37 protein-coding genes and 2 pseudogenes are annotated in these 24,309 nt (G+C 41.0%); 5 read left to right on the plus strand and 34 right to left on the minus strand.

The window, feature by feature from the left end; all coding sequences use genetic code 11:
* Positions 1-56: 56 nt before the first annotated feature.
* The 4 genes and pseudogenes from HJG58_RS19045 to HJG58_RS12305 form a co-directional block, all read right to left on the minus strand.
* Positions 57-146 (minus strand): annotated as a pseudogene (locus HJG58_RS19045) (rhombosortase); the annotation flags it as partial.
* An 83-nt stretch (positions 147-229) separates the two neighbouring features.
* Positions 230-1,318 carry a hypothetical protein gene (locus HJG58_RS12295; RefSeq protein ID WP_170249093.1) on the minus strand — a complete coding sequence of 363 codons (1,089 nt, stop codon included), beginning with the start codon at positions 1,316-1,318 and terminating at the stop codon, positions 230-232.
* Between the two features lie 770 nt (positions 1,319-2,088).
* Positions 2,089-2,478: a hypothetical protein gene (locus HJG58_RS12300; protein ID WP_086265777.1), complete on the minus strand. Its 390-nt coding sequence runs from the start codon at positions 2,476-2,478 to the stop codon at positions 2,089-2,091.
* 6 nt (positions 2,479-2,484) lie between these two features.
* The gene (locus HJG58_RS12305; protein ID WP_002117064.1) at positions 2,485-2,742 is read right to left on the minus strand and encodes an FAD assembly factor SdhE; all 258 of its coding nucleotides are present in this window, start codon (positions 2,740-2,742) and stop codon (positions 2,485-2,487) included.
* A 188-nt stretch (positions 2,743-2,930) separates the two neighbouring features.
* Here HJG58_RS12305 and HJG58_RS12310 point away from each other — a divergent pair, with 188 nt between their 5' ends.
* The gene (locus HJG58_RS12310) at positions 2,931-4,103 is read left to right on the plus strand and encodes an acyl-CoA dehydrogenase family protein (RefSeq protein WP_170249094.1); all 1,173 of its coding nucleotides are present in this window, start codon (positions 2,931-2,933) and stop codon (positions 4,101-4,103) included.
* A 50-nt stretch (positions 4,104-4,153) separates the two neighbouring features.
* Here HJG58_RS12310 and HJG58_RS12315 read toward each other — a convergent pair whose 3' ends face one another.
* From HJG58_RS12315 to HJG58_RS12460, 30 genes and pseudogenes are all read right to left on the minus strand, one after another.
* Positions 4,154-5,644, minus strand: coding sequence for a flavin-containing monooxygenase (locus HJG58_RS12315; RefSeq protein WP_170249095.1), 1,491 nt, complete (start codon positions 5,642-5,644; stop codon positions 4,154-4,156).
* A gap of 181 nt (positions 5,645-5,825) precedes the next feature.
* Positions 5,826-6,203: a 50S ribosomal protein L17 gene (rplQ, locus tag HJG58_RS12320; protein WP_002049717.1), complete on the minus strand. Its 378-nt coding sequence runs from the start codon at positions 6,201-6,203 to the stop codon at positions 5,826-5,828.
* An 18-nt stretch (positions 6,204-6,221) separates the two neighbouring features.
* Positions 6,222-7,229 carry a DNA-directed RNA polymerase subunit alpha gene (locus HJG58_RS12325; protein WP_002116730.1) on the minus strand — a complete coding sequence of 336 codons (1,008 nt, stop codon included), beginning with the start codon at positions 7,227-7,229 and terminating at the stop codon, positions 6,222-6,224.
* Positions 7,230-7,246: 17 nt separating this feature from the next.
* Positions 7,247-7,873, minus strand: coding sequence for a 30S ribosomal protein S4 (rpsD, locus tag HJG58_RS12330; protein ID WP_000135204.1), 627 nt, complete (start codon positions 7,871-7,873; stop codon positions 7,247-7,249).
* 12 nt (positions 7,874-7,885) lie between these two features.
* Positions 7,886-8,272 carry a 30S ribosomal protein S11 gene (gene rpsK / locus HJG58_RS12335; RefSeq protein ID WP_001040166.1) on the minus strand — a complete coding sequence of 129 codons (387 nt, stop codon included), beginning with the start codon at positions 8,270-8,272 and terminating at the stop codon, positions 7,886-7,888.
* A gap of 19 nt (positions 8,273-8,291) precedes the next feature.
* Positions 8,292-8,648, minus strand: coding sequence for a 30S ribosomal protein S13 (gene rpsM / locus HJG58_RS12340; RefSeq protein WP_000090816.1), 357 nt, complete (start codon positions 8,646-8,648; stop codon positions 8,292-8,294).
* 106 nt (positions 8,649-8,754) lie between these two features.
* Positions 8,755-8,871, minus strand: coding sequence for a 50S ribosomal protein L36 (rpmJ, locus tag HJG58_RS12345; RefSeq protein ID WP_000867907.1), 117 nt, complete (start codon positions 8,869-8,871; stop codon positions 8,755-8,757).
* Between the two features lie 20 nt (positions 8,872-8,891).
* Positions 8,892-10,211, minus strand: coding sequence for a preprotein translocase subunit SecY (secY, locus tag HJG58_RS12350; protein WP_170249219.1), 1,320 nt, complete (start codon positions 10,209-10,211; stop codon positions 8,892-8,894).
* Positions 10,212-10,256: 45 nt separating this feature from the next.
* On the minus strand, positions 10,257-10,697 hold the full coding sequence (rplO, locus tag HJG58_RS12355) for a 50S ribosomal protein L15 (protein ID WP_002116985.1): 441 nt from the start codon (positions 10,695-10,697) through the stop codon (positions 10,257-10,259).
* A gap of 3 nt (positions 10,698-10,700) precedes the next feature.
* Positions 10,701-10,877, minus strand: coding sequence for a 50S ribosomal protein L30 (gene rpmD, locus HJG58_RS12360; protein WP_000849088.1), 177 nt, complete (start codon positions 10,875-10,877; stop codon positions 10,701-10,703).
* A 6-nt stretch (positions 10,878-10,883) separates the two neighbouring features.
* Positions 10,884-11,381, minus strand: a complete 498-nt coding sequence (gene rpsE, locus HJG58_RS12365; protein ID WP_001141025.1) for a 30S ribosomal protein S5 — start codon at positions 11,379-11,381, stop codon at positions 10,884-10,886.
* A gap of 2 nt (positions 11,382-11,383) precedes the next feature.
* A complete protein-coding gene (rplR, locus tag HJG58_RS12370) occupies positions 11,384-11,734 on the minus strand; it encodes a 50S ribosomal protein L18 (RefSeq protein ID WP_002049741.1) in 351 nt (116 codons plus the stop codon).
* A 14-nt stretch (positions 11,735-11,748) separates the two neighbouring features.
* Positions 11,749-12,282: a 50S ribosomal protein L6 gene (gene rplF, locus HJG58_RS12375; RefSeq protein WP_002116801.1), complete on the minus strand. Its 534-nt coding sequence runs from the start codon at positions 12,280-12,282 to the stop codon at positions 11,749-11,751.
* A gap of 13 nt (positions 12,283-12,295) precedes the next feature.
* Entirely contained in the window at positions 12,296-12,691 is a 396-nt protein-coding gene (gene rpsH, locus HJG58_RS12380) for a 30S ribosomal protein S8 (RefSeq protein WP_002049732.1), read from the minus strand.
* A gap of 11 nt (positions 12,692-12,702) precedes the next feature.
* The gene (gene rpsN, locus HJG58_RS12385) at positions 12,703-13,008 is read right to left on the minus strand and encodes a 30S ribosomal protein S14 (protein WP_002049689.1); all 306 of its coding nucleotides are present in this window, start codon (positions 13,006-13,008) and stop codon (positions 12,703-12,705) included.
* Positions 13,009-13,017: 9 nt separating this feature from the next.
* Complete coding sequence (gene rplE / locus HJG58_RS12390) at positions 13,018-13,554, minus strand: 50S ribosomal protein L5 (protein WP_002116961.1); 537 nt, start codon at positions 13,552-13,554, stop codon at positions 13,018-13,020.
* 15 nt (positions 13,555-13,569) lie between these two features.
* Positions 13,570-13,887, minus strand: coding sequence for a 50S ribosomal protein L24 (rplX, locus tag HJG58_RS12395; RefSeq protein WP_002116820.1), 318 nt, complete (start codon positions 13,885-13,887; stop codon positions 13,570-13,572).
* Between the two features lie 9 nt (positions 13,888-13,896).
* On the minus strand, positions 13,897-14,265 hold the full coding sequence (gene rplN, locus HJG58_RS12400) for a 50S ribosomal protein L14 (protein WP_001982634.1): 369 nt from the start codon (positions 14,263-14,265) through the stop codon (positions 13,897-13,899).
* Between the two features lie 92 nt (positions 14,266-14,357).
* A complete protein-coding gene (gene rpsQ / locus HJG58_RS12405; RefSeq protein ID WP_002116661.1) occupies positions 14,358-14,615 on the minus strand; it encodes a 30S ribosomal protein S17 in 258 nt (85 codons plus the stop codon).
* Positions 14,612-14,809 carry a 50S ribosomal protein L29 gene (gene rpmC / locus HJG58_RS12410; protein WP_000849928.1) on the minus strand — a complete coding sequence of 66 codons (198 nt, stop codon included), beginning with the start codon at positions 14,807-14,809 and terminating at the stop codon, positions 14,612-14,614. The genes rpsQ and rpmC overlap by 4 nt, the downstream gene beginning before the upstream one ends.
* Positions 14,809-15,222 carry a 50S ribosomal protein L16 gene (rplP, locus tag HJG58_RS12415; protein ID WP_002049688.1) on the minus strand — a complete coding sequence of 138 codons (414 nt, stop codon included), beginning with the start codon at positions 15,220-15,222 and terminating at the stop codon, positions 14,809-14,811. The genes rpmC and rplP overlap by 1 nt, the downstream gene beginning before the upstream one ends.
* Positions 15,162-15,978, minus strand: a pseudogene (gene rpsC / locus HJG58_RS12420) (30S ribosomal protein S3). The gene rplP and the pseudogene rpsC overlap by 61 nt, the downstream one beginning before the upstream one ends.
* A gap of 1 nt (position 15,979) precedes the next feature.
* The gene (gene rplV, locus HJG58_RS12425; RefSeq protein ID WP_001982638.1) at positions 15,980-16,309 is read right to left on the minus strand and encodes a 50S ribosomal protein L22; all 330 of its coding nucleotides are present in this window, start codon (positions 16,307-16,309) and stop codon (positions 15,980-15,982) included.
* Between the two features lie 11 nt (positions 16,310-16,320).
* Positions 16,321-16,596, minus strand: coding sequence for a 30S ribosomal protein S19 (gene rpsS / locus HJG58_RS12430; RefSeq protein ID WP_001138119.1), 276 nt, complete (start codon positions 16,594-16,596; stop codon positions 16,321-16,323).
* A gap of 13 nt (positions 16,597-16,609) precedes the next feature.
* Entirely contained in the window at positions 16,610-17,434 is an 825-nt protein-coding gene (gene rplB, locus HJG58_RS12435; RefSeq protein ID WP_002049686.1) for a 50S ribosomal protein L2, read from the minus strand.
* An 11-nt stretch (positions 17,435-17,445) separates the two neighbouring features.
* Positions 17,446-17,766, minus strand: a complete 321-nt coding sequence (gene rplW, locus HJG58_RS12440) for a 50S ribosomal protein L23 (RefSeq protein ID WP_002049693.1) — start codon at positions 17,764-17,766, stop codon at positions 17,446-17,448.
* Positions 17,763-18,365, minus strand: a complete 603-nt coding sequence (rplD, locus tag HJG58_RS12445; RefSeq protein WP_002049755.1) for a 50S ribosomal protein L4 — start codon at positions 18,363-18,365, stop codon at positions 17,763-17,765. The genes rplW and rplD overlap by 4 nt, the downstream gene beginning before the upstream one ends.
* 11 nt (positions 18,366-18,376) lie before the next feature.
* Positions 18,377-19,015 carry a 50S ribosomal protein L3 gene (gene rplC / locus HJG58_RS12450; RefSeq protein ID WP_170249096.1) on the minus strand — a complete coding sequence of 213 codons (639 nt, stop codon included), beginning with the start codon at positions 19,013-19,015 and terminating at the stop codon, positions 18,377-18,379.
* A gap of 58 nt (positions 19,016-19,073) precedes the next feature.
* Positions 19,074-19,385, minus strand: coding sequence for a 30S ribosomal protein S10 (rpsJ, locus tag HJG58_RS12455; RefSeq protein WP_000070912.1), 312 nt, complete (start codon positions 19,383-19,385; stop codon positions 19,074-19,076).
* Positions 19,386-19,638: 253 nt separating this feature from the next.
* Positions 19,639-20,367 carry a type 1 glutamine amidotransferase gene (locus HJG58_RS12460; RefSeq protein WP_044099980.1) on the minus strand — a complete coding sequence of 243 codons (729 nt, stop codon included), beginning with the start codon at positions 20,365-20,367 and terminating at the stop codon, positions 19,639-19,641.
* A gap of 168 nt (positions 20,368-20,535) precedes the next feature.
* Here HJG58_RS12460 and HJG58_RS12465 point away from each other — a divergent pair, with 168 nt between their 5' ends.
* From HJG58_RS12465 to HJG58_RS12480, 4 genes are read left to right on the plus strand one after another with little or no spacing between them, the layout of a single operon-like run.
* The gene (locus HJG58_RS12465; RefSeq protein WP_170249097.1) at positions 20,536-21,726 is read left to right on the plus strand and encodes a PLP-dependent transferase; all 1,191 of its coding nucleotides are present in this window, start codon (positions 20,536-20,538) and stop codon (positions 21,724-21,726) included.
* A gap of 42 nt (positions 21,727-21,768) precedes the next feature.
* Positions 21,769-23,316: a helicase HerA-like domain-containing protein gene (locus HJG58_RS12470; protein WP_170249098.1), complete on the plus strand. Its 1,548-nt coding sequence runs from the start codon at positions 21,769-21,771 to the stop codon at positions 23,314-23,316.
* Positions 23,306-23,458, plus strand: coding sequence for a hypothetical protein (locus HJG58_RS12475; protein WP_170249221.1), 153 nt, complete (start codon positions 23,306-23,308; stop codon positions 23,456-23,458). Before HJG58_RS12470 ends, HJG58_RS12475 begins: the two co-directional genes overlap by 11 nt.
* 2 nt (positions 23,459-23,460) lie before the next feature.
* Complete coding sequence (locus HJG58_RS12480; protein WP_014207751.1) at positions 23,461-24,225, plus strand: globin domain-containing protein; 765 nt, start codon at positions 23,461-23,463, stop codon at positions 24,223-24,225.
* The last annotated feature ends 84 nt before the right edge of the window (positions 24,226-24,309 follow it).

Raw genomic sequence — 24,309 nt, forward strand, 5'->3', positions numbered from 1 at the left:
GTTTACGATTCAGTTCGATGATCGATTAAAAGATCATTTATAAAAAATGGAACTTACACAAAATAATTTACAGGCTCTAAAGATGCAGATATGGAAATGCACACTGCGACCAAAAGCACTTTACTATTCAGTACATGATCCTTCATGGCACACTCCTTGAAATTAAACTTCTTACAATTATTGTAGAACTTAACAATAGACTCGCAAGAAGTTAGTCTTTCAAATATTCTTACTGCGCTGCTGGTGAAGCAGATGAATCCGCAGGAACCTCAGAAGCGGCTCCCCCATCAAACAACTCATCTAGCTCTGCTGCACCTTCATTTTTATCATCCCAGAAATGAGACATACCATCATCTCCGGTACGTACACCAGTATGCTCAGTCCAGTAACGGTCAGAGATACCACTTACAATAAGACCAGCCATACTATCGATTAACTTAAAGTTTGGATTGACAGGTTTGTCATCAGCTTGAGATGCTGCATAGGTTCTTAATGCATCACGGATTTTTGCATCATCACCGCTTGCTTGAGCAGCTACAGCATATAAGGCATGAGATAGGCGAACACCTTTTTTCTCACCAATCTGAATTGACTGTTTTAAAGTTTGGTACGGATCAGGTTTCCCTTCATCAGCACCTGGCAATAAAGTCCAGATAACAGCACGCGTTGCGTTAGGTGCGCCCCAGAATTTTTCATTATCTAGACAAACCATGCCACGCTCTACAATAGCAGCGATATCTTTAGGAACATTGACTGCACCGCCTGAGTTAATATCGTTGGTCACAGCCTGAAGACCACTGATCATGCCAAGTAAATAAACAGTTTGATCAGTATCATTACGCATCGTTGGGCAAGAATCACCTAAGTGATATTTATATTTAGACTCCCAACGATCAGCAAATAACTTATAACCCGTATATTGACGTTCAGCAGCAATTGCTGCCCAACGCTTTTGTGCAATACGTGCATCTTGAGCTTCTGTTACTTGACCAGCTTTTGATGCGCGCAAATAACGTAATTCTGCTTCTAAAGCCTGATTTTCCGCACATACGCCTGATGCTGCATACATTAATACTGCAACACGTGTCGGATCTGCACCCATCCCTTTAGTAGACATGATTGCAGGTGTTAACGCACTACCAGTATTACATACCATTTCAGCATCTTGCATTGCCAAAATTGGTGGAACGACGTGCTTTTCCGTAAAACCTAGAGCAACATTTGCTCCGGTTTTCACGACGTATGAACAACCTGATAAAACTGAAGCTGCAAGAAAACTCACCGCCAAACCTTGGCTTATTTTTTGGACTTTAGACATCTTCCTGTCCTCTATGTAATTTGTTTTTTCCTTTTCAGATGTACATTAGCAGATGCATATCTTGAATAAAAGAGTAATTACTCTAATTGTAGCGCTTATACTTTGACACACTTCACAGCAGATAAAATTGACAGTTTTTCGAGGAAACAGAAATTTTAGGCAAAAAAAAGTAGCATTGCGACGGTTCAGCACATGCTACTTATTAACTGGGATAAGCTTTTAACGGCTTATATTATTTTTGTTCTATATAATCCTTAAGTAAAGTTCCTGCTCTTCCTACTACTACAGCCATAACAACTGTAATTAACAGAAACATCCACATTGAAATCTCCATAAGAGACCTCCTTACTACAATCGCACCCAGTTATAAACTGGACACTTGATGAAATTAATCGATTAACCAATTTTAATAATTGACTGATCGACGACCTTGCATCCTCTGTCTCTTAACCTTGTTAAAATTAACTTTGTTAAGATGTTCCCTGAGTAAAGTTCCTGCTCTTCCGATCACCACTGCCAAAATGATGGCAATGACCAAGAACGACCATGTTGGCATCTCCATTTTGAGACCTCCGACACACTTTACGTTGGTGTTTGTACTTTAACCGATCAAATAGTTACCCATAGGTGAAATTGTCAGACAATTGTCTTTCCTTGGCTTTTTTCTATATTTTAATTAGACAATCCGAAGTTTAATAAAGAAAATAATTATTAAGCTTTTGTTTTTTATAATTTTTAAATAAATATACAATTGTAGAATTGTCTAACAATTAATAGAGTTTTTCTAGAACTTTTAATCTTTTCCACTGCTGAATGGGAAGCTGATCGAACCATACAATAGCTATATTCTTAGGAGTCTCTTCAAGATAAATAACTACAAATAACTGATAATCAATTATTTTAGTAATTTCCGCACGGTAAATTTCTTTTTTTGAGAAATATGCAACCGACCATAATTTTTGATCTAAATATTCAATTTGAGATATTTGTGCTTGCTTTAAAAAGAAAATAAAACCAATAAATAGAAGAATGACAGCACATAGCCACCATATCGGCGTTAATAACTGATAAAGCAAGATTGCTAAACCCAAACCAACAAAAAGCTGAAATATTACCGAGATACGGCTATATTTCAGCTCAAAATTTAATTCTTTTATCAAAACATTTTAGCCATGTACATACTGTTTTAGTTTATAAATAAATTCACGTAACTCAGTACGTGGAGGTTCAGAAACTTCCATGAACCAATCTAATAAATCTGGATCTTCTTGATCGACTAACTCTGCAAATAATGCTTTTTCTGCTGGATCAGCTTTTAAATAATAGTTTTTTACATACGGGTCAAAATAGACGTCAATTTCTTTTAAGCCGCGGCGTGCTCGATAAATTACTTTACGTTCTTCCAAGGTCATTTCGTCAGACATTTACGTCCCCATCTGTGTTGATAGTGCGCCTAGTTTACCTGATCACATCCTAAAGATCGCTAAAAATATCAAATTGACCAAATTTATCATCTTATCCGCATAATTGAGCATTCATCACATTGTTAGGCATAAAATGCTTACGTATGTTTAGGGCATAACATCACACCTGAACCAAGGAAGAAATACAAATGCAATCTGGTGCCATCCGTCCTATTCCAAATATGTTACCAAGACAATTATTCAATGAAGAACACGAAGCCTTCCGTGAGACAGTGCGTAAATTCTATGAAAAGGAAGTCGTTCCCAATATAGAGAAATATGAAAAACAGCAACATGTTGACCGAGATCTTTGGAATAAAGCTGGAGAATTAGGTCTTCTTTGCACCACAATGCCAGAGGAATATGGTGGCTCTGGGGTAGATCGCCTATACAGTATGATTCTTATTGAAGAACAAGCGTATGCGATGGACTCAAGTACTGGTTTTTCTCTACATTCCGATATTGTTGCTAATTACGTTAATAATTTTGGTAATGAAGAGCAAAAACAAAAATGGTTACCCAAAATGGCAACTGGAGAAGTTGTTACTGCTATTGCAATGACGGAACCAGGCACTGGTTCAGATTTACAAGCGGTAAGAACCACTGCCGTACTTGATGGTGATGAATATGTCATTAATGGTTCCAAAATTTTTATTACAAATGGCTACTTATGCGACATGGCCGTAGTCGTTTGTAAGACTGGTAATAGTGAGAAAGGTTCGGCGAACTTATCCCTAATTATTGTAGAAGCAGATCGTGCTGGTTTCAGTAAAGGTAAACCTCTAAACAAAATTGGTATGAAAGGCCAAGATACCTGCGAATTATTCTTTGATAACGTTCGCGTTCCTAAAGAAAACCTTTTAGGCATGGAAGGTATGGGCTTTATCATGCTCATGAAAGAATTAGCATGGGAACGAATGTTAGTTGCTATCATTTGTCAGGCAGGTGCTGAAGCAGCATTTGCACATACCGTTCAATATACAAAAGATCGTAAGGCGTTTGGTAAACCTATTGGTGCATTTCAAAATACGCGCTTTAAACTTGCGGAACTCAGAACAGAAATCGATTTCTGTCGTACTTATTTAGATCGTTGTATGGAATTACAACTTGAAGAAAAATTGAGTGTCGAAGCTGCAGCTGCTGCTAAATATAAAATTTCTGATATGTTCTCAAAGATTGTAGATGAATGTCTTCAGCTACATGGGGGTTATGGCTATATGCTTGAATATCCAATTGCACGTGCATACATTGATCATCGAGCAAATCGAATTTATGCAGGTACAAATGAAATCATGAAAGAATTAATTTCAAGAACACTTTAATACCTTCATAAGAAAAGGGGCATTACGCCCCTTTTCTTATTTCATACAACTTAAGATACTAATTTTGGTTTACGCTCATTCGCATCAGAACGCTTATGAAAATGAAGAATGCCATCTTCAAATTTTGCATTTTTCAGAGACTTTCTATCTTCCAAATAGTTATTAGTCACCTGCCATGGAGCACGCTTACCTTGTTTAGGAAGTTCATGTGCTGCGCGGTTAATATAACCTGAAGATAGTTTACCCATTACAGTATCTTCTTCCATTACAGTCTTATCACCCGATGGAATCACTTCATCATAACTATTTTTGTCCATATAGTTTAATAAGCGACAAATATATTCGGCAGCGATATCTACTTTAAGTGTCCATGAGGCATTCACATAGCCAATAATCATAGCCATATTCGGTACATCACTTAGCATTATGCCGTTATACAGCATATGTTCAGATGAGTTGATTGGTTTCCCATCAAGAGTCGCCTGAACTCCGCCCATAATCTGAACTTGTAGTCCTGTTGCAGAAACAACGATATCAGCATCAAGATGTTTGCCAGATTTAAGTAAAATACCTTTTTCAGTAAATTTCTCGATCTGATCAGTTTCTACGCTCGCTTTGCCTTCACGTAAAATCTTAAACAAGTCACCATCTGGCACTACACATAAACGCTGATCCCAAGGATTGTATGAAGGCGTAAAATGCTTCATATCAACCTTACCTTTAAGCTGCACTTCAATTGCTTTTAAAAGTAAACGACGTACAGTTTTAGGATGTTTCTGAGACAGCGCATAAATAGCGCGCTGCATACCAATGTTGCGAGCTCGAGTAAATTTATAAGCTGCCTCTTCAGACATAAATTTACGCGTTTTTTCATAGATAAAATCGATAGAAGGAACACTAGCAATATAGGTTGGTGAACGCTGCAACATGGTCACATGACCTGCTCCACCTTTAGCCATTGCTGGTACTAAAGTAATCGCTGTTGCACCACTACCAATAATAATCACTTTTTTGCCTGTGTAATCTAAGTTTTCAGGCCAATGCTGTGGGTGAATAAGCTGCCCTTTAAATGCTTCTTGATTTGAGAAAGAAGGCGCATAGCCCTGATCATAATTATAGTAACCTGTACAACCGACCACAAAGTTAGCAATCCAAGTCTGCTGTTTTTTATTGCTATCTTCGACTACAACCTGCCATTTTTTTGAAGCCGAATCATAATTAGCAGAAAGTACGCGATGACCAAAATGAATTTTTTCTTTTAATTTAAATTCATTAATTACTTCACCTAAATATCCTTTAATAGAAGCACCATCAGCTAATACATTCGCTTTGCACCATGGTTTAAAGTTGAAACCAAAAGTAGACATATCTGAATCTGAACGGATACCAGGATAACGGAAAAGATCCCATGTTCCACCAAAAGACTCTCGACGTTCTAAAATCTCGAATTGTCGTTGTGGTGAATTTTTTGATAAATGGGCAGCGACTCCTATTCCTGAAATACCTGCGCCAATGATTAAAATATCAACTTGCTTTTCCATTTTATTTTTATACCCATTGTTGAGAATATAAGTTTATTAAAACACAATTTTGACAATACACAATGTCAAGTTTGACCGTTTATCTGCTTTTTTATGTCACTTGAGGACATTTTTATAATTTATTTCGTGACTAGAAATAAAAAAGACCGGTATAAAACCGGTCTTTTTTGAATAAAATCAATTATTCAGCTGAAGTGTTTACTTCACGATCTACAAGCTCAACGTAAGCCATCGGTGCTGCATCACCAGCACGGAAGCCCGCTTTAAGAACACGTAGATAACCGCCGTTACGTTCTTTGTAACGAGGGCCGAGTACGGTAAATAATTTACCAACAGTTGCAGCATTACGAGTACGAGCAAATGCTAAACGACGATTTGCTACAGTATCGTTTTTTGCTAGAGTGATTAAAGGCTCAGCAACACGACGTAATTCTTTAGCTTTAGGCACAGTTGTTTTGATCAACTCATGTTCAAATAAAGAATTAGCCAAGTTTTGGAACATCGCTTTACGATGGCTGCTTGTACGGCCTAATTTCACACCACTATTACGATGACGCATGGTGATAGTCCTACTTAATTAACGGCTACGATAGGCAAAACGGTCGTCCATACGAAGACTAGCTGGTGGCCAGTTTTCAAGACGCATACCGAGTTGTAAGCCTTTCGATGCCAAAACATCTTTGATCTCTGTTAACGATTTTTTACCAAGGTTAGGAGTTTTTAACAACTCAACTTCAGTACGTTGAACAAGATCACCAATGTAGTAAATATTTTCTGCTTTCAAACAGTTAGCAGAACGAACAGTAAGCTCTAGATCATCTACTGGGCGAAGCAAGATTGGGTCAACTTCTTCACGAGGCTCTTGAGCAACTGGAGTTTGGTCTTTCTGAAGATCAACAAAAATTGCAATTTGTTGTTGCAAGATTGTTGCCGCTTTACGGATTGCTTCTTCAGGATCAACCGTTCCGTTTGTTTCGAGGTCGATTACCAGTTTATCTAAATCGGTACGTTGTTCTACACGCGCATTTTCAACGGTGTAAGAAACACGTTTAATCGGGCTATAAGAAGCATCTAATTGCAAACGACCAACGGGACGTGTTTCGCCTTCAGGGAAACGAGAATCAGATGTTTCATAACCACGACCTTGAGCAACTTTCAAGCGCATTTTTAATGAGCCTGAAGCACTTAAAGTACCGATTAAATGTTCTGGGTTAACCACTTCAACATTATGAGGTAAACGAAGGTCAGCAGCAGTAATATCGCCAGGACCTTGTTTCTCTAATGTTAAATATGCTTCATTTTGATCGAACAGCTTAATAGACAATCCTTTTAGGTTCAGCAAGAGCTCGACGATGTCCTGCTGCAAGCCTTCTAAAGTACTGTACTCGTGCTCGACACCTTCTATCTCAACTTCAACCACAGCAGCGCCAGGTAAAGAAGACAATAGAATGCGACGTAAAGCATTACCTAGAGTGTGGCCAAAACCACGCTCTAAAGGTTCTAGAATCACTTTTGCCGAGGTCCCGCTTACCGCTTCGACCTTGATCGCTTGCGGAGTTAGAAACTCGTTTGCAGTACGCGTCATTATTGCTACCTCAAGGATTATTTAGAATACAATTCTACAATCAAGCTTTCGTTGATTTCAGCAGGTAAATCAGAACGATCTGGTGCAGCTTTAAACGTACCTTCAAGCTTAGAATGATCAACTTCGATCCAAGCTGGAATACCACGTTGTGCAGCTAACTCAATCGCGTTTTTAATACGCAATTGTTGTTTAGCACCTTCGTGAACCGCAATTACATCACCAGCTTTAACTTGAATAGATGCGATGTTTACGCGACGACCATTCAAAGTAATGCTACGGTGACTTACTAACTGACGAGCTTCTGCACGTGTAGAACCAAAACCCATGCGATAAACAACGTTATCAAGACGGCTTTCAAGCAATTTCAACAAGTTCTCACCTGTTGCGCCTTTAACACGAGCTGCTTCTTTATAGTAGTTACTAAATTGACGTTCTAACACACCGTAAATACGACGGACTTTTTGTTTTTCACGTAATTGTAGTGAATACTCAGATTGCTTACCACCGCGTGCCTGACCATGTTGACCAGGTGCTTTGTTAGCTTTTTTAGTTTTGACGTCAAATGGTTTAACGCCAGATTTAAGTTGCAGGTCTGTCCCTTCGCGGCGAGAGAGTTTGCATTTTGGACCAATATAACGAGCCATGAATGTTTCTCCTTACACGCGACGTTTTTTAGGTGGACGGCAACCGTTGTGAGGAATTGGAGTCACATCGGTAATGCTGTTAATCTTATAACCCACTGCGCCTAATGCACGAACCGCAGACTCACGACCTGGACCAGGACCTTTTACAAGGACATCCAGATTTTTCAAACCGTAATCTAAAGCTGCTTTACCAGCAACTTCAGCAGCTACCTGAGCAGCAAACGGAGTTGATTTACGTGAACCACGGAAGCCTTGTCCACCTGAGGTGGCCCAAGCCAATGCATTACCTTGACGATCAGTAATCGTAACAATGGTGTTATTAAAAGACGCGTGAATGTGTGCAACACCTTCAGAGACGGTACGAGTGACCTTCTTGCGTGTGCGAGTATCTTTAGCCATCTTTTAGCTTCCAGAAATCTTACTTTTTAATCGGTTTGCGCGGACCTTTACGGGTACGTGCGTTAGTTTTGGTGCGTTGACCACGGACAGGCAAGCTGCGACGATGGCGAAGGCCGCGGTAGCAACCCAAATCCATTAAACGTTTAATGTTCATGGAAATTTCGCGACGTAAGTCACCTTCGGTAGGAACCTTAGCAACTTCTGCACGAATCGCATCAAGCTGAGCATCGTCCAACTCACGGATCTTAGTAGTTTCAGTAATACCAACTGTAGCTAAGATATTCTTAGCAGTGTGGCGACCGATACCAAAGATGTAAGTGAGGGAGATAACAGCATGCTTGTTATCCGGAATGTTTACACCGGCAATACGAGCCATTCACTTTCTCCAAAAAGGCAGTAGAGATAATCAACCGCCCCACAAAAATCTTGAGGGGCGGATATTAACCCAATTCGCCTACTGAAATCAACAGGTCTTGATTAGATTAACCTTGACGCTGCTTATGACGAGGTTCTGCGCTACAAATTACGCGAATAACCCCATTACGACGGATAACTTTACAGCTACCACAAATTTTCTTTACAGAAGCTTGTACTTTCATGATGAAACCTCTAAGTGCGCTTATCCCTTAGGATGAGCAGTCGTTTTTCTCATTAATGTTTGATTATCATATTGATGAGATGTTAAATGCGCTTGTAGCTGAGCCATAAAGTCCATAACCACGACAACTACGATCAATAATGAGGTACCACCCAAATAGAATGGAATCCCAAAAGAACTTTGTAGAATCATTGGCATTAAACAAATGACCGTAATATAAATCGCACCAATAAACGTCAAACGATTAAGAATATGATCTAAGTAACGAGCAGTTTGCTCACCTGGGCGAATACCAGGCACATAAGCTCCGCTGCGTTTTAGATTTTCTGATACTTCCTTAGGGCTAAATACTAAAGCCGTATAAAAGTAACAGAAAAAGATAATTAACGCACCAAAGAGCACCAAATACAAAGGCTGTCCAGGCGACAATACTAAAGCTAAATCTTGTAAGCTGCTTTTAATAAAACCAGCATTTGGATCTGCACTTCCCACCCATTGACCAAGACTTGCTGGGAACAAGAGTAAAGAACTTGCAAAAATAGCAGGAATAACACCAGCCATATTAATTTTTAATGGCAAATGCGTCTGCTGTGCTGTAAATATACGACGCCCCTGTTGCTTTTGCGCATAGTTTACTGGAATGCGACGTTGTGCTTTTTCAATAAACACAATAGCTGCCAATACACCTAGAGACAAAAGACCAAAGATTACAAGACCAATCAAACTTGTCTGACCATTATCTACAGAAGAGATAGATTGCATAATTAAATTAGGCAAACCAGCAACAATACCTGCAAAAATAATCATTGAGATACCGTTACCAATACCTCTTTCTGTGATCTGTTCACCTAGCCACATTAGGAACATTGTTCCCGCAACCAAAGAAGTAACAGCTGGTACGTAAAATGCGAGGCCATTTGTCAAAGTAATACCTTGACCAATTAAGCCAGCACACATACCAACAGCCTGAACCACAGCAAGTAGTAATGTACCTTGACGCGTATACTGATTAATTTTACGCTTACCTTGCTCACCTTCCTTTTTCAAGGCTTCAAGTGATGGAATTACAGTAGACATTAACTGCACAATAATTGACGCAGAAATGTACGGCATAATCCCTAAAGCAAGAATAGACATTCGCTCTAAAGCACCGCCAGAAAACATATTGAATAGCCCAAGAATAGTTCCTTGGTTCGCATGAAATAAATTTTCTAACGCAGCATTATTAATGCCTGGTACTGGAATATGCGCTCCTAGTCGAAAGACCAGCAATGCACCGATTAGAAAACTCATCCGGCGAATAATTTCACGGTATTTCACATGAAATGGCTGACCTTTCATCATGTTGACATGACCTGAAGAACTAGGAGACATAGACACTCGAGATTACTCCTCGACTTTACCGCCAGCTGCTTCAATCGCAGCTTTAGCGCCTTTAGTCAATGCAACACCTTGAACAGTGAATGCACGAGTGATTTCACCAGAAAGTACGATACGAGCACGAATTTGGTCACGACGAACAACATTCGCAGCTTTCAAAGTTTCTAGGCTAACGATGTCGCCTTCAACTTTGCTTAACTCAGATAAACGTACTTCAGCAGTTTTTAAAGCGATTTGGCTAGTGAAACCGAATTTAGGTAAACGACGATAAATCGCAGTTTGACCGCCTTCAAAGCCTGGACGAACGCCACCACTTTTACGTGATTTTTGACCTTTGACACCACGGCCACCAGTCTTACCAACGCCAGAACCGATACCACGGCCTAAACGACGGTGTTCACGTTTTGCACCTTCTGCAGGCGCAAGTTCATTTAAACGCAGAGTCATGGCTTATTCCTCTACACTAACCATATAGTAGACTTTGTTGATCATACCGCGGTTAGAAGGCGTATCTTGCACTTCTACAGTATGACCAATACGACGCAGACCTAAACCTTGTAAGCAAAGCTTGTGATTTTTCAAGCGATGTGAAGAAGATTTAGTCTGGGTAACTTTAATCGTTTTCATGATTGATTACCCTTGAATTTCTTCTACTGATTTACCACGTTTCGCAGCGACTTTCTCAGGAGAAGTCATATCACGCAAACCTTTGAAAGTTGCGTTTACTACGTTTGCAGCATTAGTAGAACCATAACATTTAGCAAGTACGTTATGTACACCTGCAGCTTCTAGAACGGCACGCATAGCACCACCAGCGATTACGCCAGTACCTTCAGAAGCAGGTTGCATATATACACGGCTTGCACCATGACGAGCATTCACAGGGTGTTGTAAAGTAGTACCTGCAAGGTCTACAGTAATCATGTTGCGACGTGCAGCTTCAAGTGCTTTAGAAATAGCAGCTGGAACTTCACGAGCTTTACCACGACCAAAACCAACACGACCATTACCATCACCCACAACAGTTAATGCTGTGAAAGAGAAGATACGACCACCCTTAACAACTTTGGCTACACGATCAACGGCAACCAGCTTTTCAACAAGACCTTCGTTTTGTTCAACTTTAGCCATGATTAGAACTCCAAGCCGTTTTCACGAGCAGCATCAGCCAAGGCTTTGATACGACCATGATATTTAAAACCAGAACGGTCAAATGCAACTTTAGTTACACCAGCTGCTTTCGCACGCTCTGCGATTAAAGCGCCTACTTTAGTAGCCGCGTCTACATTACCTGTAGTACCGCTACGTAAAGATGCATCCAAAGTTGAAGCTTGTGCTAAAACTTTGCCACCATCTGCTGAAATAACTTGAGCATAGATGTGACGCGGAGTGCGGTTTACACACAAACGAGTCGCACCCAATGCACGAATGTGCAAGCGTGTGCTTTTCGCACGACGCAAACGGGATTGTTTCTTTTCGTTCATAAGAACCTCGCGCCTTATTTCTTCTTAGCTTCTTTACGAAGAATGACTTCATCCGAATAACGAACACCTTTACCTTTATATGGTTCAGGAGAACGATATGCACGGATTTCTGCCGCTACTTGACCTAACAACTGCTTGTTTGCTGATTTCAAAATGATTTCAGTAGCAGTTGGAGTTTCCGCTGTTACACCTTCAGGTAAAGCGTAGTCAATTGGGTGTGAAAAACCAAGGTTAAGGTTTACAACAGTACCTTTAACCGCAGCTTTATAACCAACACCAACTAGCTGCAACTTACGTTCGAAGCCTTCACTAACCCCTTTTACAAGGTTATTCAATACAGCGCGAGCAGTACCAGCTTGCATCCAAGCATCTTTCGATTCTTTAACTGGAGCAAGTTGAAGTTTACCTTCTTCCTGTTTTAGCTCGACCAGCGCATGCAGGTTGAAAGACAATGTACCTTTGCTGCCTTTCACTTCGACCTGCCGGCCGTTCTGAGTAACTGCTACACCATTAGGTACAGTTACTGGGGCTTTAGCCACACGAGACATGAGGAATCACCTATTAAGAAACAAAAGCAATAACTTCACCACCAACGCCCGCAGCACGTGCAGCGCGATCAGTCATGATGCCTTTGCTTGTAGAAACAATTGCAATACCTAAACCTTGCTTAACGCTTGGAAGTTTATCTTTACCACGGTATTGGCGAAGACCTGGACGGCTTACGCGTTTAACCATTTCGATAACTGGTTTGCCTTCGAAATATTTTAAAGTAATTGTCAAAGTAGATTTTGTCTCTTCTTGAGCAACTTCTACATTTGAAATATAACCTTCTTGTTGAAGTACGTTTGCAATTGCAACTTTCAACTTAGAAGAAGGCATAGAAACAGTTTGTTTCTTAGCCATTTGTGCGTTACGAACACGTGTTAGCATGTCGGCAACGGTATCTTGCATACTCATTTAGTCGCTCCTTACCAGCTTGCCTTAACAACGCCTGGTACATCACCCTGCATTACTGTGTCACGTAATTTGTTACGGCTTAAACCGAACTTACGGAAGTAACCATGAGGACGACCAGTTAAACCACAACGGTTACGAAGACGTACCGGAGATGCATTACGTGGCAATGCTTGTAACTTTAACATCGCTTCGAAACGCTCTTCTTCACTTGCATTTACGTTTGCAATCGTAGCTTTTAATTCAGCACGTTTTGCAGCGTATTTAGCAACTGTTTTTTCGCGTTTCAATTCGCGATTAATCATACCTTTCTTAGCCATATCGACCTCTTATTTGAACGGGAAGCCGAATGCACGCATAAGCGCACGGCCTTCGTCATCGGTGCGAGCAGTCGTAGTAATAGTAATATCCATACCACGAATACGATCAATCTTATCGAAATCGATTTCAGGGAAAACGATTTGCTCTTTCAAACCCATTGAGTAGTTACCACGACCATCAAATGATTTCGAAGAGAAACCACGGAAGTCACGGATACGAGGGATTGCGATTGAGATCAAACGGTCCAAGAATTCGTACATTTGGTCGCCACGTAAAGTAACTTTACAACCAATCGGCCAACCATCACGGATTTTGAAACCAGCGATAGATTTACGAGCAAGTGTAATTACTGGTTTTTGACCAGCAATTAATTGCATGTCGACTACAGCACCATCTAATAATTTCTTATCAGTTGCAGCTGCGCCTACACCCATGTTTAGGGTAATTTTTGTGATGCGTGGAATTTCCATCACGTTCTTAATGCTAAGTTCTTCTTGTAACTTTGCTTTAAGTTCTTCGTTGTAACGTGCTTTAAGTCTGGCCATTGCCTTTTCAACCTATTACTTCGCTACCGCCACTGATTCACCATTTGATTTATAAACGCGAGTTTTCACGCCATCAATCACTTGGTAACCAACACGGTCAGCCTTCTGGGTTGTAGCATTTAAAATTGCCACGTTTGAAATATGAAGCGAAGCTTCTTGAGTAACGATACCGCCTTCAGCGCCAGTTACACGATTCGGCTTTTGATGCTTCTTCACTAAGTTAAGGCCTTCAACCTTAACGCGGTCTTCAGAAACAGACAATACAGTACCCTGTTTGCCTTTTTCTTTACCTGCGATCACGATAACTTGATCGCCTTTTTTAATCTTAGCCATGATTGCCTCTTATAGAACTTCAGGAGCCAATGAAATGATTTTCATGAACTGTTCAGTACGAAGTTCACGAGTCACTGGTCCGAAGATACGAGTAGCAATCGGAGCTTTGTTGTTGTTCAGGATAACTGCAGCATTATCATCAAAACGGATCACAGAACCATCTGGACGACGAATGCCGAATTTAGTACGAACTACAACCGCATTCATCACGTCACCTTTTTTAACACGTGCGCGTGGGATTGCTTCTTTTACAGTAACTTTAATAATGTCGCCAACAGAAGCATAACGACGATGTGAACCACCAAGTACTTTAATACATTGTACGCGGCGAGCACCACTGTTGTCTGCTACGTCGAGCATAGTTTCGGTTTGAATCATTGCCCTACTCCAAAACCGAGCATCACCGGTCACAATTTCGAAAGGCTCAAAGAGTACTCGAAATTGACCGATGATGCAACAAGAACGTCGAATTACTCAGCAGCTGCTTCAACTACTTCCACTAAAGTCCAAGCTTTAGTTTTAGAAATTGGGCGGCTTTCTTTAATGGTCACAACATCGCCAAGCTTAGCAACATTGTTTTCATCATGAGCGTGTAACTTAGTTGAACGGCGAATTGACTTGCCATACAACGGGTGTTGAACGCGGCGTTCGATAAGAACAACAATAGACTTGTCCATTTTGTCGCTTACTACTTTGCCGGTTAACGTGCGGACTGTTTTTTCACTCATTGTCCGTTCCCCTGTTTTTCGGTAAGGAGTGTCTTAATACGAGCAATTGTCTTACGAGCAACTTGCACTTCATGCGATTTACCCAACTGACCAGTTGCTTTCGCCATACGAAGACGGAATTGATTAAGCTGTTGCTCATCAAGCAAAGCTTTCAACTCTTCTACCGATTTTTCACGTAGATCTTTAGTTTTCATTACATTACCGTCCGAGTCACGATAGTGGTTTTAAACGGAAGTTTAGCAGCAGCTAAAGCAAATGCTTCACGCGCTAATTCTTCGTTCACACCTTCAATTTCGTACAGGATCTTACCTGGTTGGATCTGGCAAACCCAGTACTCCACGCTACCCTTACCTTTACCCATACGCACTTCAAGAGGCTTTTGAGTAATTGGTTTATCCGGGAATACGCGAATAAAGATTTTACCACCACGCTTAATACGGCGGCTAATAGTACGACGTGCAGCTTCAATCTGACGAGCAGTCATACGACCACGTTCAGTTGCTTTGATTGCAATCGAACCAAATGATACTGTACTACCACGATGCGCTAGACCAGTATTACGGCCTTTGTGCACCTTACGGAATTTGGTACGTTTAGGTTGCAACATGGATTATTCTCCCTTGTCAGCAGCACGGTCACCGCGACGACCACGACGCTCTTGACCTTCACCACGACCACGACCACGTTTAGCTGGACGATCTTCAGCAGGAGCAGGGTTCATGACTTGTTTCATGCCACCTAAAATCTCGCCACGGAAAATCCAAACTTTAACACCAATCGTACCGTAAGTTGTTTCTGCACGCATAGTTGCATAGTCAATGTCTGCACGTAGCGTATGTAAAGGTACACGACCTTCACGATACCATTCTGTACGAGCAATCTCTGCACCACCTAAACGGCCAGACACTTCAACTTTGATACCTTTAGCACCAGCACGCATAGTGTTTTGAACCGCACGCTTCATAGCACGACGGAACATTACACGCTTTTCTAATTGAGAAGCGATTGCTTCAGCAACTAAACGCGCATCTAAGTCTGGGCGATCAATTTCGTTGATACTTACTTGCGCTGGAACACCCATAATGCTGGTAAGTTCGCGCTGTAATTTCTCAATATCTTCGCCTTTTTTACCGATTACGATACCAGGACGAGCTGTGCTAATAGTTACTTTAGCAGCGCCTGATGGACGTTCGATAAGAATGTTGCTTACCATCGCATTCTTAAGTTTTTTAGTTAAAAACTCACGAACTTGAAGATCTTTAAGCAAGTATTCAGCGTATTGTTTCGGATTCGCATACCAGTTAGCGTTATGACGTTTCACAACACCTAGGCGGATACCGATTGGATGAACCTTCTGACCCATATCAAACCCCTACCTTAACGGTGATGTGACAAGTACGCTTAGTAATACGATCTGCACGGCCTTTAGCACGTGGCATAATACGTTTAAGGCTCATGCCTTCGTCAACGTAAATCGTAGATACTTTAAGATCGTCAACATCTAAACTGTTATTGTGTTCAGCGTTTGCAATCGCAGATTCCAATGCTTTTTTTACTAAAACTGCAGCTTTTTTATTGCTGAAGTTTAAGATATTTAAAGCATGCGCAACAGATTTGCCGCGAATTAGATCTGCAACCAAACGTGCTTTCTGTGCCGAGATAGCGGCACCGCGTAATTTAGCAGTTACTTCCATCATGACACCTATTAACGTTTAGATTTCTTGTCAACACCGTGACCACGATAGGTACGAGTTGGCGCGAATTCACCGAGTTTATGACCAACCATATGCTCAGTAACAATTACTGGAACGTGGTTACGACCATTATGAACAGAAATTGTTAAACCAACAAAATCTGGAAGGATCATCGAACGACGAGACCAAGTTTTAATCGGCTTGCGAGAGTTACTAGCAACAGCCGCTTCAACCTTAGCGAACAAGTGCGCATCGACGAATGGGCCTTTTTTCAGAGAACGAGGCATTAGTCAGATTCCTTTACTTGACGCGACGGTCGCGAATAATCATCTTAGTCGTACGCTTATTGGTACGTGTCTTGTACCCTTTAGCTTTTTGACCCCATGGGCTTACAGGTTGAATACCTTTATTACGCCCTTCACCACCACCGTGCGGGTGATCAATCGGGTTCATCGCCATACCACGTACGGTAGGACGAACACCACGCCAGCGCGAAGCACCAGCTTTACCCAATGAACGAAGGTTATTTTCTTGGTTAGAAACTTCACCAATTACAGCGCGGCATTCAACATGTACTTTACGCATTTCGCCTGAACGAAGACGAATAATTGCGTAAGAACCATCACGACCCAACAACTGAACAGAAGCACCAGCAGAACGCGCTAATTGCGCACCCTTACCAATTTTAAGTTCAACGTTATGAAGTGTAGAACCGATCGGCATATTACGAAGTGGCAAGCAGTTACCTGGACGAATTGGAGCATCGTTACCAGATTGTACTTTATCGCCAGCACGTAAGCCTTTAGGTGCGATGATATAACGACGCTCACCATCAGCATATTTCAACAAAGCAATATGTGCTGTACGGTTTGGATCGTATTCAATACGCTCTACAACAGCTGGGATGCTGTCTTTGTTACGTTTGAAGTCAACGATACGGTAGTGTTGTTTATGACCACCACCAACGTGACGAGTAGTAATGTGACCGTTGTTATTACGACCACCAGTACGTTTTTTAGCTTCAACCAACGGTGCGTAAGGAGCGCCTTTGTGAAGATGGTCATGAACCACTTTCTCTACAAAGCGACGTCCTGGAGACGTTGGCTTACATTTTTGAATCGGCATAATTTTCGTCCTTATTCCGCTGCGCTTTCAGCGGTATCGCCCAAGTCAGCCATTTCAACATCTTGGCCAGCTTTCAGGGTGACGTATGCTTTTTTAACATCAGAACGGCGTCCCAATGTACGACCAAAGCGCTTAGTCTTACCTTTAGTAATAGTTGTGTTAACTTTAACAACTTCTACACCAAAAAGTTTTTCAACTGCTTTTTTGATTTCAAGCTTAGTAGCATTGATGTCTACTTTAAATACTTGAACACCAACAGTATCACCTAATACTTGTGCCTTTTCTGAGAAGACTGGTCCTTTTAGGACTTGATAGATACGTTCGTTGTTCATCCGAGTTCTACCTCAATTTTCTTAGCAGCAGCTACAGACATCACAACTTTATCAAACGCGATCAAGCTTACAGGATCGATTGCAGTTGCATCTACCACATCTACATGCGGAAGGTTGCGTGCTGCAAGATATAAGTTCTCATCTACAGCGTCAGTAACGATTAATGCACGAGCAGCATTTAAGTCGTTAAGCTTAGCAAGCAATTCTTTAGTTTTTGGAGCTGCAACTGCAAACTCTTCAACTAATACAAGACGATCTTGGCGAACAAGTTCAGCTAAGATACATTGCATTGCACCGCGGTACATCTTACGGTTTACTTTTTGAGACCAATCTTGTGGACGAGCAGCAAAAGTTTTACCACCGCCAACCCAGATAGGGCTACGAATAGAACCCGCACGAGCACGACCAGTACCTTTTTGACGGAATGGCTTTTTACCACCGCCAGAAACGTCTGCACGTGATTTCTGAGCACGAGTACCTTGACGACCACCTGCTAAGTAAGCAGTAACAACTTGGTGTACAAGAGCTTCGTTAAATTCACGTCCGAAAGCAACTTCAGACAATTCAACAGCAGAGCCGGAAACAGTTTTCAAATTCACGGTATTTCCCCTCAGGCCTTGATGGTAGGACGTACAATCACGTCACCGCCAGTTGCACCAGGAATTGCACCTTTAACAACTAAAACAGAACGTTCAGCGTCAATAGATACGATTTCAAGACCTTGTACTGTTACGCGTTCGTCACCTAAGTGACCAGCCATTTTCTTGCCTTTGAACACGCGTCCAGGAGTCTGGTTTTGACCTGTAGAACCTAATACACGGTGAGAAACTGAGTTACCGTGAGTAGCGTCTTGAGTACGGAAGTTCCAACGTTTAACACCACCTTGGAAACCTTTACCTTTTGATTGACCAGTTACGTCAACAATTTGACCAACTGCGAACAAATCAACGCCAATAGTACCGCCAACTTCACGGCCTTCAAGCTCAGCTTCAGTAACACGGAACTCTTTAACTAAACGACCAGCAGCAACACCAGCTTTCGCGAAGTGACCTTTCTGAGCGCTAGTTACGCGAGATTCGCGACGTTCACCAGTAGTTACTTGAACAGCTTGATAACCATCAGTTTCAAGTGTTTTGATTTGCGTAATGCGGTTTGGATCGACTTCGATGACTGTAACAGGTACAGAAACACCTGCATCTGTAAAGATGCGAGTCATACCACATTTGCGACCGACTAAACCAATAGCCATGTGCATAAACCTCTAAAAAAGCGGCCTAATTAACTTAGAAGTTAATCAACCGAAAGCCTTAACCCAAAGCGATCTGAACATCAACACCAGCCGCAAGATCTAATTTCATCAATGCATCAACAGTTTTATCTGTAGGTTGAACGATGTCGATCAAACGTTTATAGGTGCGGATTTCGTACTGGTCACGCGCATCTTTGTTAACGTGCGGTGAAGTAAGAACGTTGAAGCGTTCGATGCGAGTAGGCATCGGAATTGGACCACAAACTTGTGCGCCAGTACGCTTAGCGGTTTCTACGATCTCTTGAGCAGATTGATCAATCAGACGATGATCAAAAGACTTCAAACGGATACGAATTCTCTGGTTAGACATACCAGTAAACTCCAAGCCAAACATATAAAGAATCACCCTTGACGCATCTCACCCACTGGTAAGTGTCAAAGGCAGTGAAAATCACTAAGGTCATGATCGATGCCACGACTGTAATGCACATTTACTACTTTCTTCGCAGTAAATGCCCCTCCTTTTGAGGGTCGCCCATTATAACGATTGTTTAAGTCTTATGCAATTCTCTTTTTCTATTTTTTGTTCAAAACACACTTTAACCTAGTATTCTCAACTCACTCTAGGCATTTATGACAAATTCAATCGCTTTATTTAAGAGTTGATTACCTTGTTCAAATTTTTGTGCTTCTGAATATTGTAGTTCACTCACAGGCTGCACATATTCTCCATTAAAAATAGATAGCTCTTCTTCATTTTCAAGTAAGAGTTCTAAAGCTGCCGGTGTCATTTCTGGATGAAATTGAAAGCCCAGTACATTTTTTCCAATTTGATACATCTGATTACGACAAGCTATATTCTCGGCTAAGTGTATGGCACCTTTGGGTATTTCAAATGTTTCGCTATGCCACTGCATCACCTTTATCTTTTCAGGCAATGGGAAACTGTCTTGAGGTAAATTTGCCACCCTCTGAACTGTCGACCAGCCAAGTTCCTGATAGCGGTTTCGACTGACTGCGGCGCCTAGTGCATTAGCAATTAGCTGCCCACCCAAACAGAGACCTATAGCAGGCTTTCCTGCTGCTAAATAACGACGCAACCATCTTTTCTCTATCTTAAGCCATGGATAATTCGCTTCATCATTTACACTCATGGTGCCACCCATGACTAATAATAAGTCAACCTCATCAATTTGTGGTAAAGCTTCTATTTCAAGTGACCGATCAACCGGAAGTGCAAAAAACTCCGTAGAACTAATAGTCGCGTGGTGAGCTTTTAAAAATGAATAACAACTCCCAAAACCCTCACCCGCGATATGTTGAAAATAATGAACTCTTAAATGCGACTTCATGCGCTTAAACCTATTGTTGTTAGAATGTTGTAGTGGTCTTTGCAAAAATAAAGCCAAGTTTTTGTTTTATAGGTCTACTGTAACGAAACCTCTTACAAAACTTTATAAATCTAGCGAAGAGGTTAAATTTCTCTTAATCTAACTTTATCATTTAAAACATAACGCACTATGAAAAAGCATAACGATTTCCAGACTCGCCTCATTCATGCCCCAAGAAAGGCTCCGCAATTCATTGAAACAGTGCAACCTCCCTTATTTCGCGCATCAACCATTATTTTCAAATCAACTTCGCACCTTTTTGATCGCCACTGGACTGACGAATATGACTATAGCTATGGAACACATGGCACCCCCACTACCTTCACCCTAGGCGACAATATTGCGCAAATTGAAGGTGGTTTGCATTGTTTGCTTGCACCGAGTGGCCTATCCGCAATTAATATTGTGAATTCAGCATTTTTAAGCACTAATGATGAAGTATGGGTCCCAGACAATATATATGGACCAAATCTAGAACACTTAACCTATCTACAAAGTCAATATGGCATTATTGTTAAAGTATATAACCCCATTGACGCTGCAAGTTTTCAACCCACCGAAAGAAGTAAACTATTATGGTTAGAAGCTGCAGGTTCAGTTACTTTAGAATTCCCTGACCTTAAAAATCTAGTCAAAAAAGCTAAAAAACATGGTGTATTGACTGCTCTAGATAACACTTGGGGAGCTGGGCTTGCGTTTAATGCTTTTAATTTTTCTGATGAACATCTATCTATCGATTTAACCGTTCACGCACTCACCAAATATCCAAGTGGTGGTGGTGATATCTTAATGGGTAGCATTGTAACTCGTGATGAGAAGCTTCATCATCGCCTATTCCGTACCCACGCCATTTTAGGTATTGCAGTTTCAGGAGATGATGCGGCTCAAGTTCAGCGCAGTCTTGCTCATATGTCTTTACGCTATGAACAACAATCAGCCAATGCTCAAACTTTACTTAAGTGGCTAAAGGACCAACGCCAATTTGCACAAGTTCTACACCCAAGTGATAAATCCTCACCAGGCCATCAATATTGGCAAGAAATCTGCATAGACGGTCAAAGTGCTGGCTTAGTGAGTGTTATTTTTAAACATGAATATGACATTACAGCAGTACGTCGTTTCTGCGATGCATTAGAGTTATTTAAACTCGGCTTTAGCTGGGGTGGACCCGTTAGCCTGATTATGCTTTATGATTTAAAAATGATGAGAAAACTTGAGAATACACATTTACAACAAGGTTTATTGGTTCGATTCTGTATAGGACTAGAAGATCCGCAAGATTTGATACAAGATATCGAAAATGCACTGAAACAACTGTAAAACGACAACATCATAGTGACTCAAACCATAGGATAAAAATATATGGGTACACCGATTGTTATTGCTAAAAATATTAATGACACATCAAAAGAAATTGTTTTACTTCCCCAGTTTGCTAACCGTCATGGACTTATTGCAGGCGCCACAGGTACAGGTAAAACAGTTACGTTAAAAGTTCTAGCAGAGAGTTTCTCTCGAATCGGTGTGCCGGTATTTCTTGCCGATGCTAAAGGCGATGTTTCGAGTCTCGCAAAAGCTGGTGAAGCTTCGGATAAATTTAATGAACGCTTAAAACTTTTACAAATTGATAGTGTTCCATTCGCAGCGAACCCAGTTGTTTTTTGGGATTTATTTGGTCAGCAAGGCCATCCTATTCGAACCACTATTTCTGAAATTGGGCCAATTTTATTGGCTCGCATGCTCAATTTAAACGATACCCAAGAAGGTGTTTTATCCGCTGTATTCCGCATTGCAGATGACCAAGGTCTACTATTAGTCGACTTTAAAGACTTAAAAGCCATGATTACGTTTGTTAGCGAACATGCAGCCGAATTTAAAGCTGAATATGGCAATTTATCTCCAGCCAGCCTAGGTGCCATTCAGCGCAACTTACTCGCTCTTGCCGATCAAGGTGGGGAGCAATTTTTTGGGGAACCAGCTTTAAATATTCTGGATTTTATCCAAACCGATGCAAACGAACACGGCTATATCAATATTCTTGCTGCCGACAAGCTCATGAATACGCCTAAGTTATATGCCACTTTCCTCTTATGGATGCTTTCAGAGCTATTTGAACAGCTACCAGAAGTCGGTGATATGGATAAGCCTAAACTCGTGTTTTTCTTTGATGAAGCTCACTTGTTATTTGATAATGCCAGCCAAGCTCTACAAGACAAGATTGAACAAGTGGTACGTTTAATTCGTTCTAAAGGAGTAGGTATCTATTTCATTACCCAAAATCCACTCGACTTACCCGAAAGCGTTCTTGGTCAACTTGGTAATCGCGTTCAACATGCATTACGTGCATTCACCCCTAAAGATCAAAAAGCTGTAAAAACCGCAGCAGACACTTTCCGTGCTAATCCAGAGTTTAAAGTTGATGAAGCTATTACCCAACTTGGTGTTGGTGAGGCATTAATTAGCTGTCTAGATGAACAAGGAACTCCACAGATTGTAGAACGTGGCTGGGTCATGCCGCCCTACTCTTCATTTACACCGATCACTCCAGAAGAGCGTCAGACTTTAAACTCGCAAAGTATTATTGCTGGGGTTTATGAACAAGCTGTAGATCGTGATAGCGCCTATGAAATGCTACAGAATAAAGTTGCTGAACGAGAACAACAGCAGCAAGACGCCGAACTTGCAAAACAACAAGCTAAAGAACAAGAAACTTTAGCAAAACAGCAAGCTAAAGAGCAGGAACGTTTGGCACGTGAACAATTAAAAGAGGAAGAAAGAGCAGCCCGTGAACGAGCTAAACTCACACAAGACATTGTTGGAACTTTTGCTAAAAGTGCTGCACGCAGTTTAGGAGGAAGTACTGGCCAAAAACTCGTAAGAGGCTTACTTGGCTCTTTATTTGGTAAATAAAAATATTAAAAAAATTGCGTTAATTTTAGGGGATTTTATATCCCCTAATTTTTTTATGGTTTTTTATAAAAAAGTTATTGCCATTAATTTTTTAAAGATGTATTTTAAATACATCTTATATAGACAGATAATTAAGGTCTAGTCATGACTCCACAACAAATTGAGCTTGTTAAATCTACTGTACCGGTTTTACGTGAACACGGCGTTACGCTGACCACATACTTTTATAAGCGCATGCTTAATAACAATCCCGAATTAAAAAATGTTTTTAATTTAGATGACCAAACCAGCTTACGTCAGCCACGTGCTCTTGCAGCTGCTGTGCTTGCTTATGCAGAAAATATTGAGAACCCCACTGTTCTAGCTAAAGCTGTTGAACGTATCACCACTAAACACGTGAGCTTAGATATCCAACCAGACCAATATGCAATTGTTGGAGACAACTTGCTTCATTCAATTAGTGAAGTACTCAACGTGCCATTCGAATCAGAGCTTATCGAAGCTTGGAAGCAAGCATACTTACAGTTGGCTGATATCTTGATTGGTGTTGAAAAACAAAAATATGAACAACTTGAAAGCTTAAAAGGTGGATGGGCTGGCTGGCGTTCATTTGAAATTACTCAAATTGATCCTTTGGAATCTGGCAAACGCTTCACTTTAAAAGCAACTGACCATGAAGACGTACTGACTAGCCCAGCAAATGCCTTTATTTCAGTTAAAGTACAAGTTCCCGAACAACAACTTGAACAACCGAAAGCGTTTAAATTTACTGAAGCTCAAGAAGATAACTCATATCATTTTGAAGTGCAGCCTGAAGAAAATCATACTGAGTTTTCGGTTGCTAATATTTTACTTGAGCATTATAGAGTGGGTGATCAAGTACAGGTTTCAGCTCCTTTAACGCTGTAATGTAAAAACCTCTTGCCTGAAAGTTTTCTTATTTAGACTTTCAGGCTAAGATGATCATCCTTTTAATCTCTTCCATTTTTGGTG

The organism is Acinetobacter geminorum, from assembly GCF_013009345.1.
Taxonomy (GTDB): Bacteria; Pseudomonadota; Gammaproteobacteria; order Pseudomonadales; family Moraxellaceae; genus Acinetobacter; species Acinetobacter geminorum.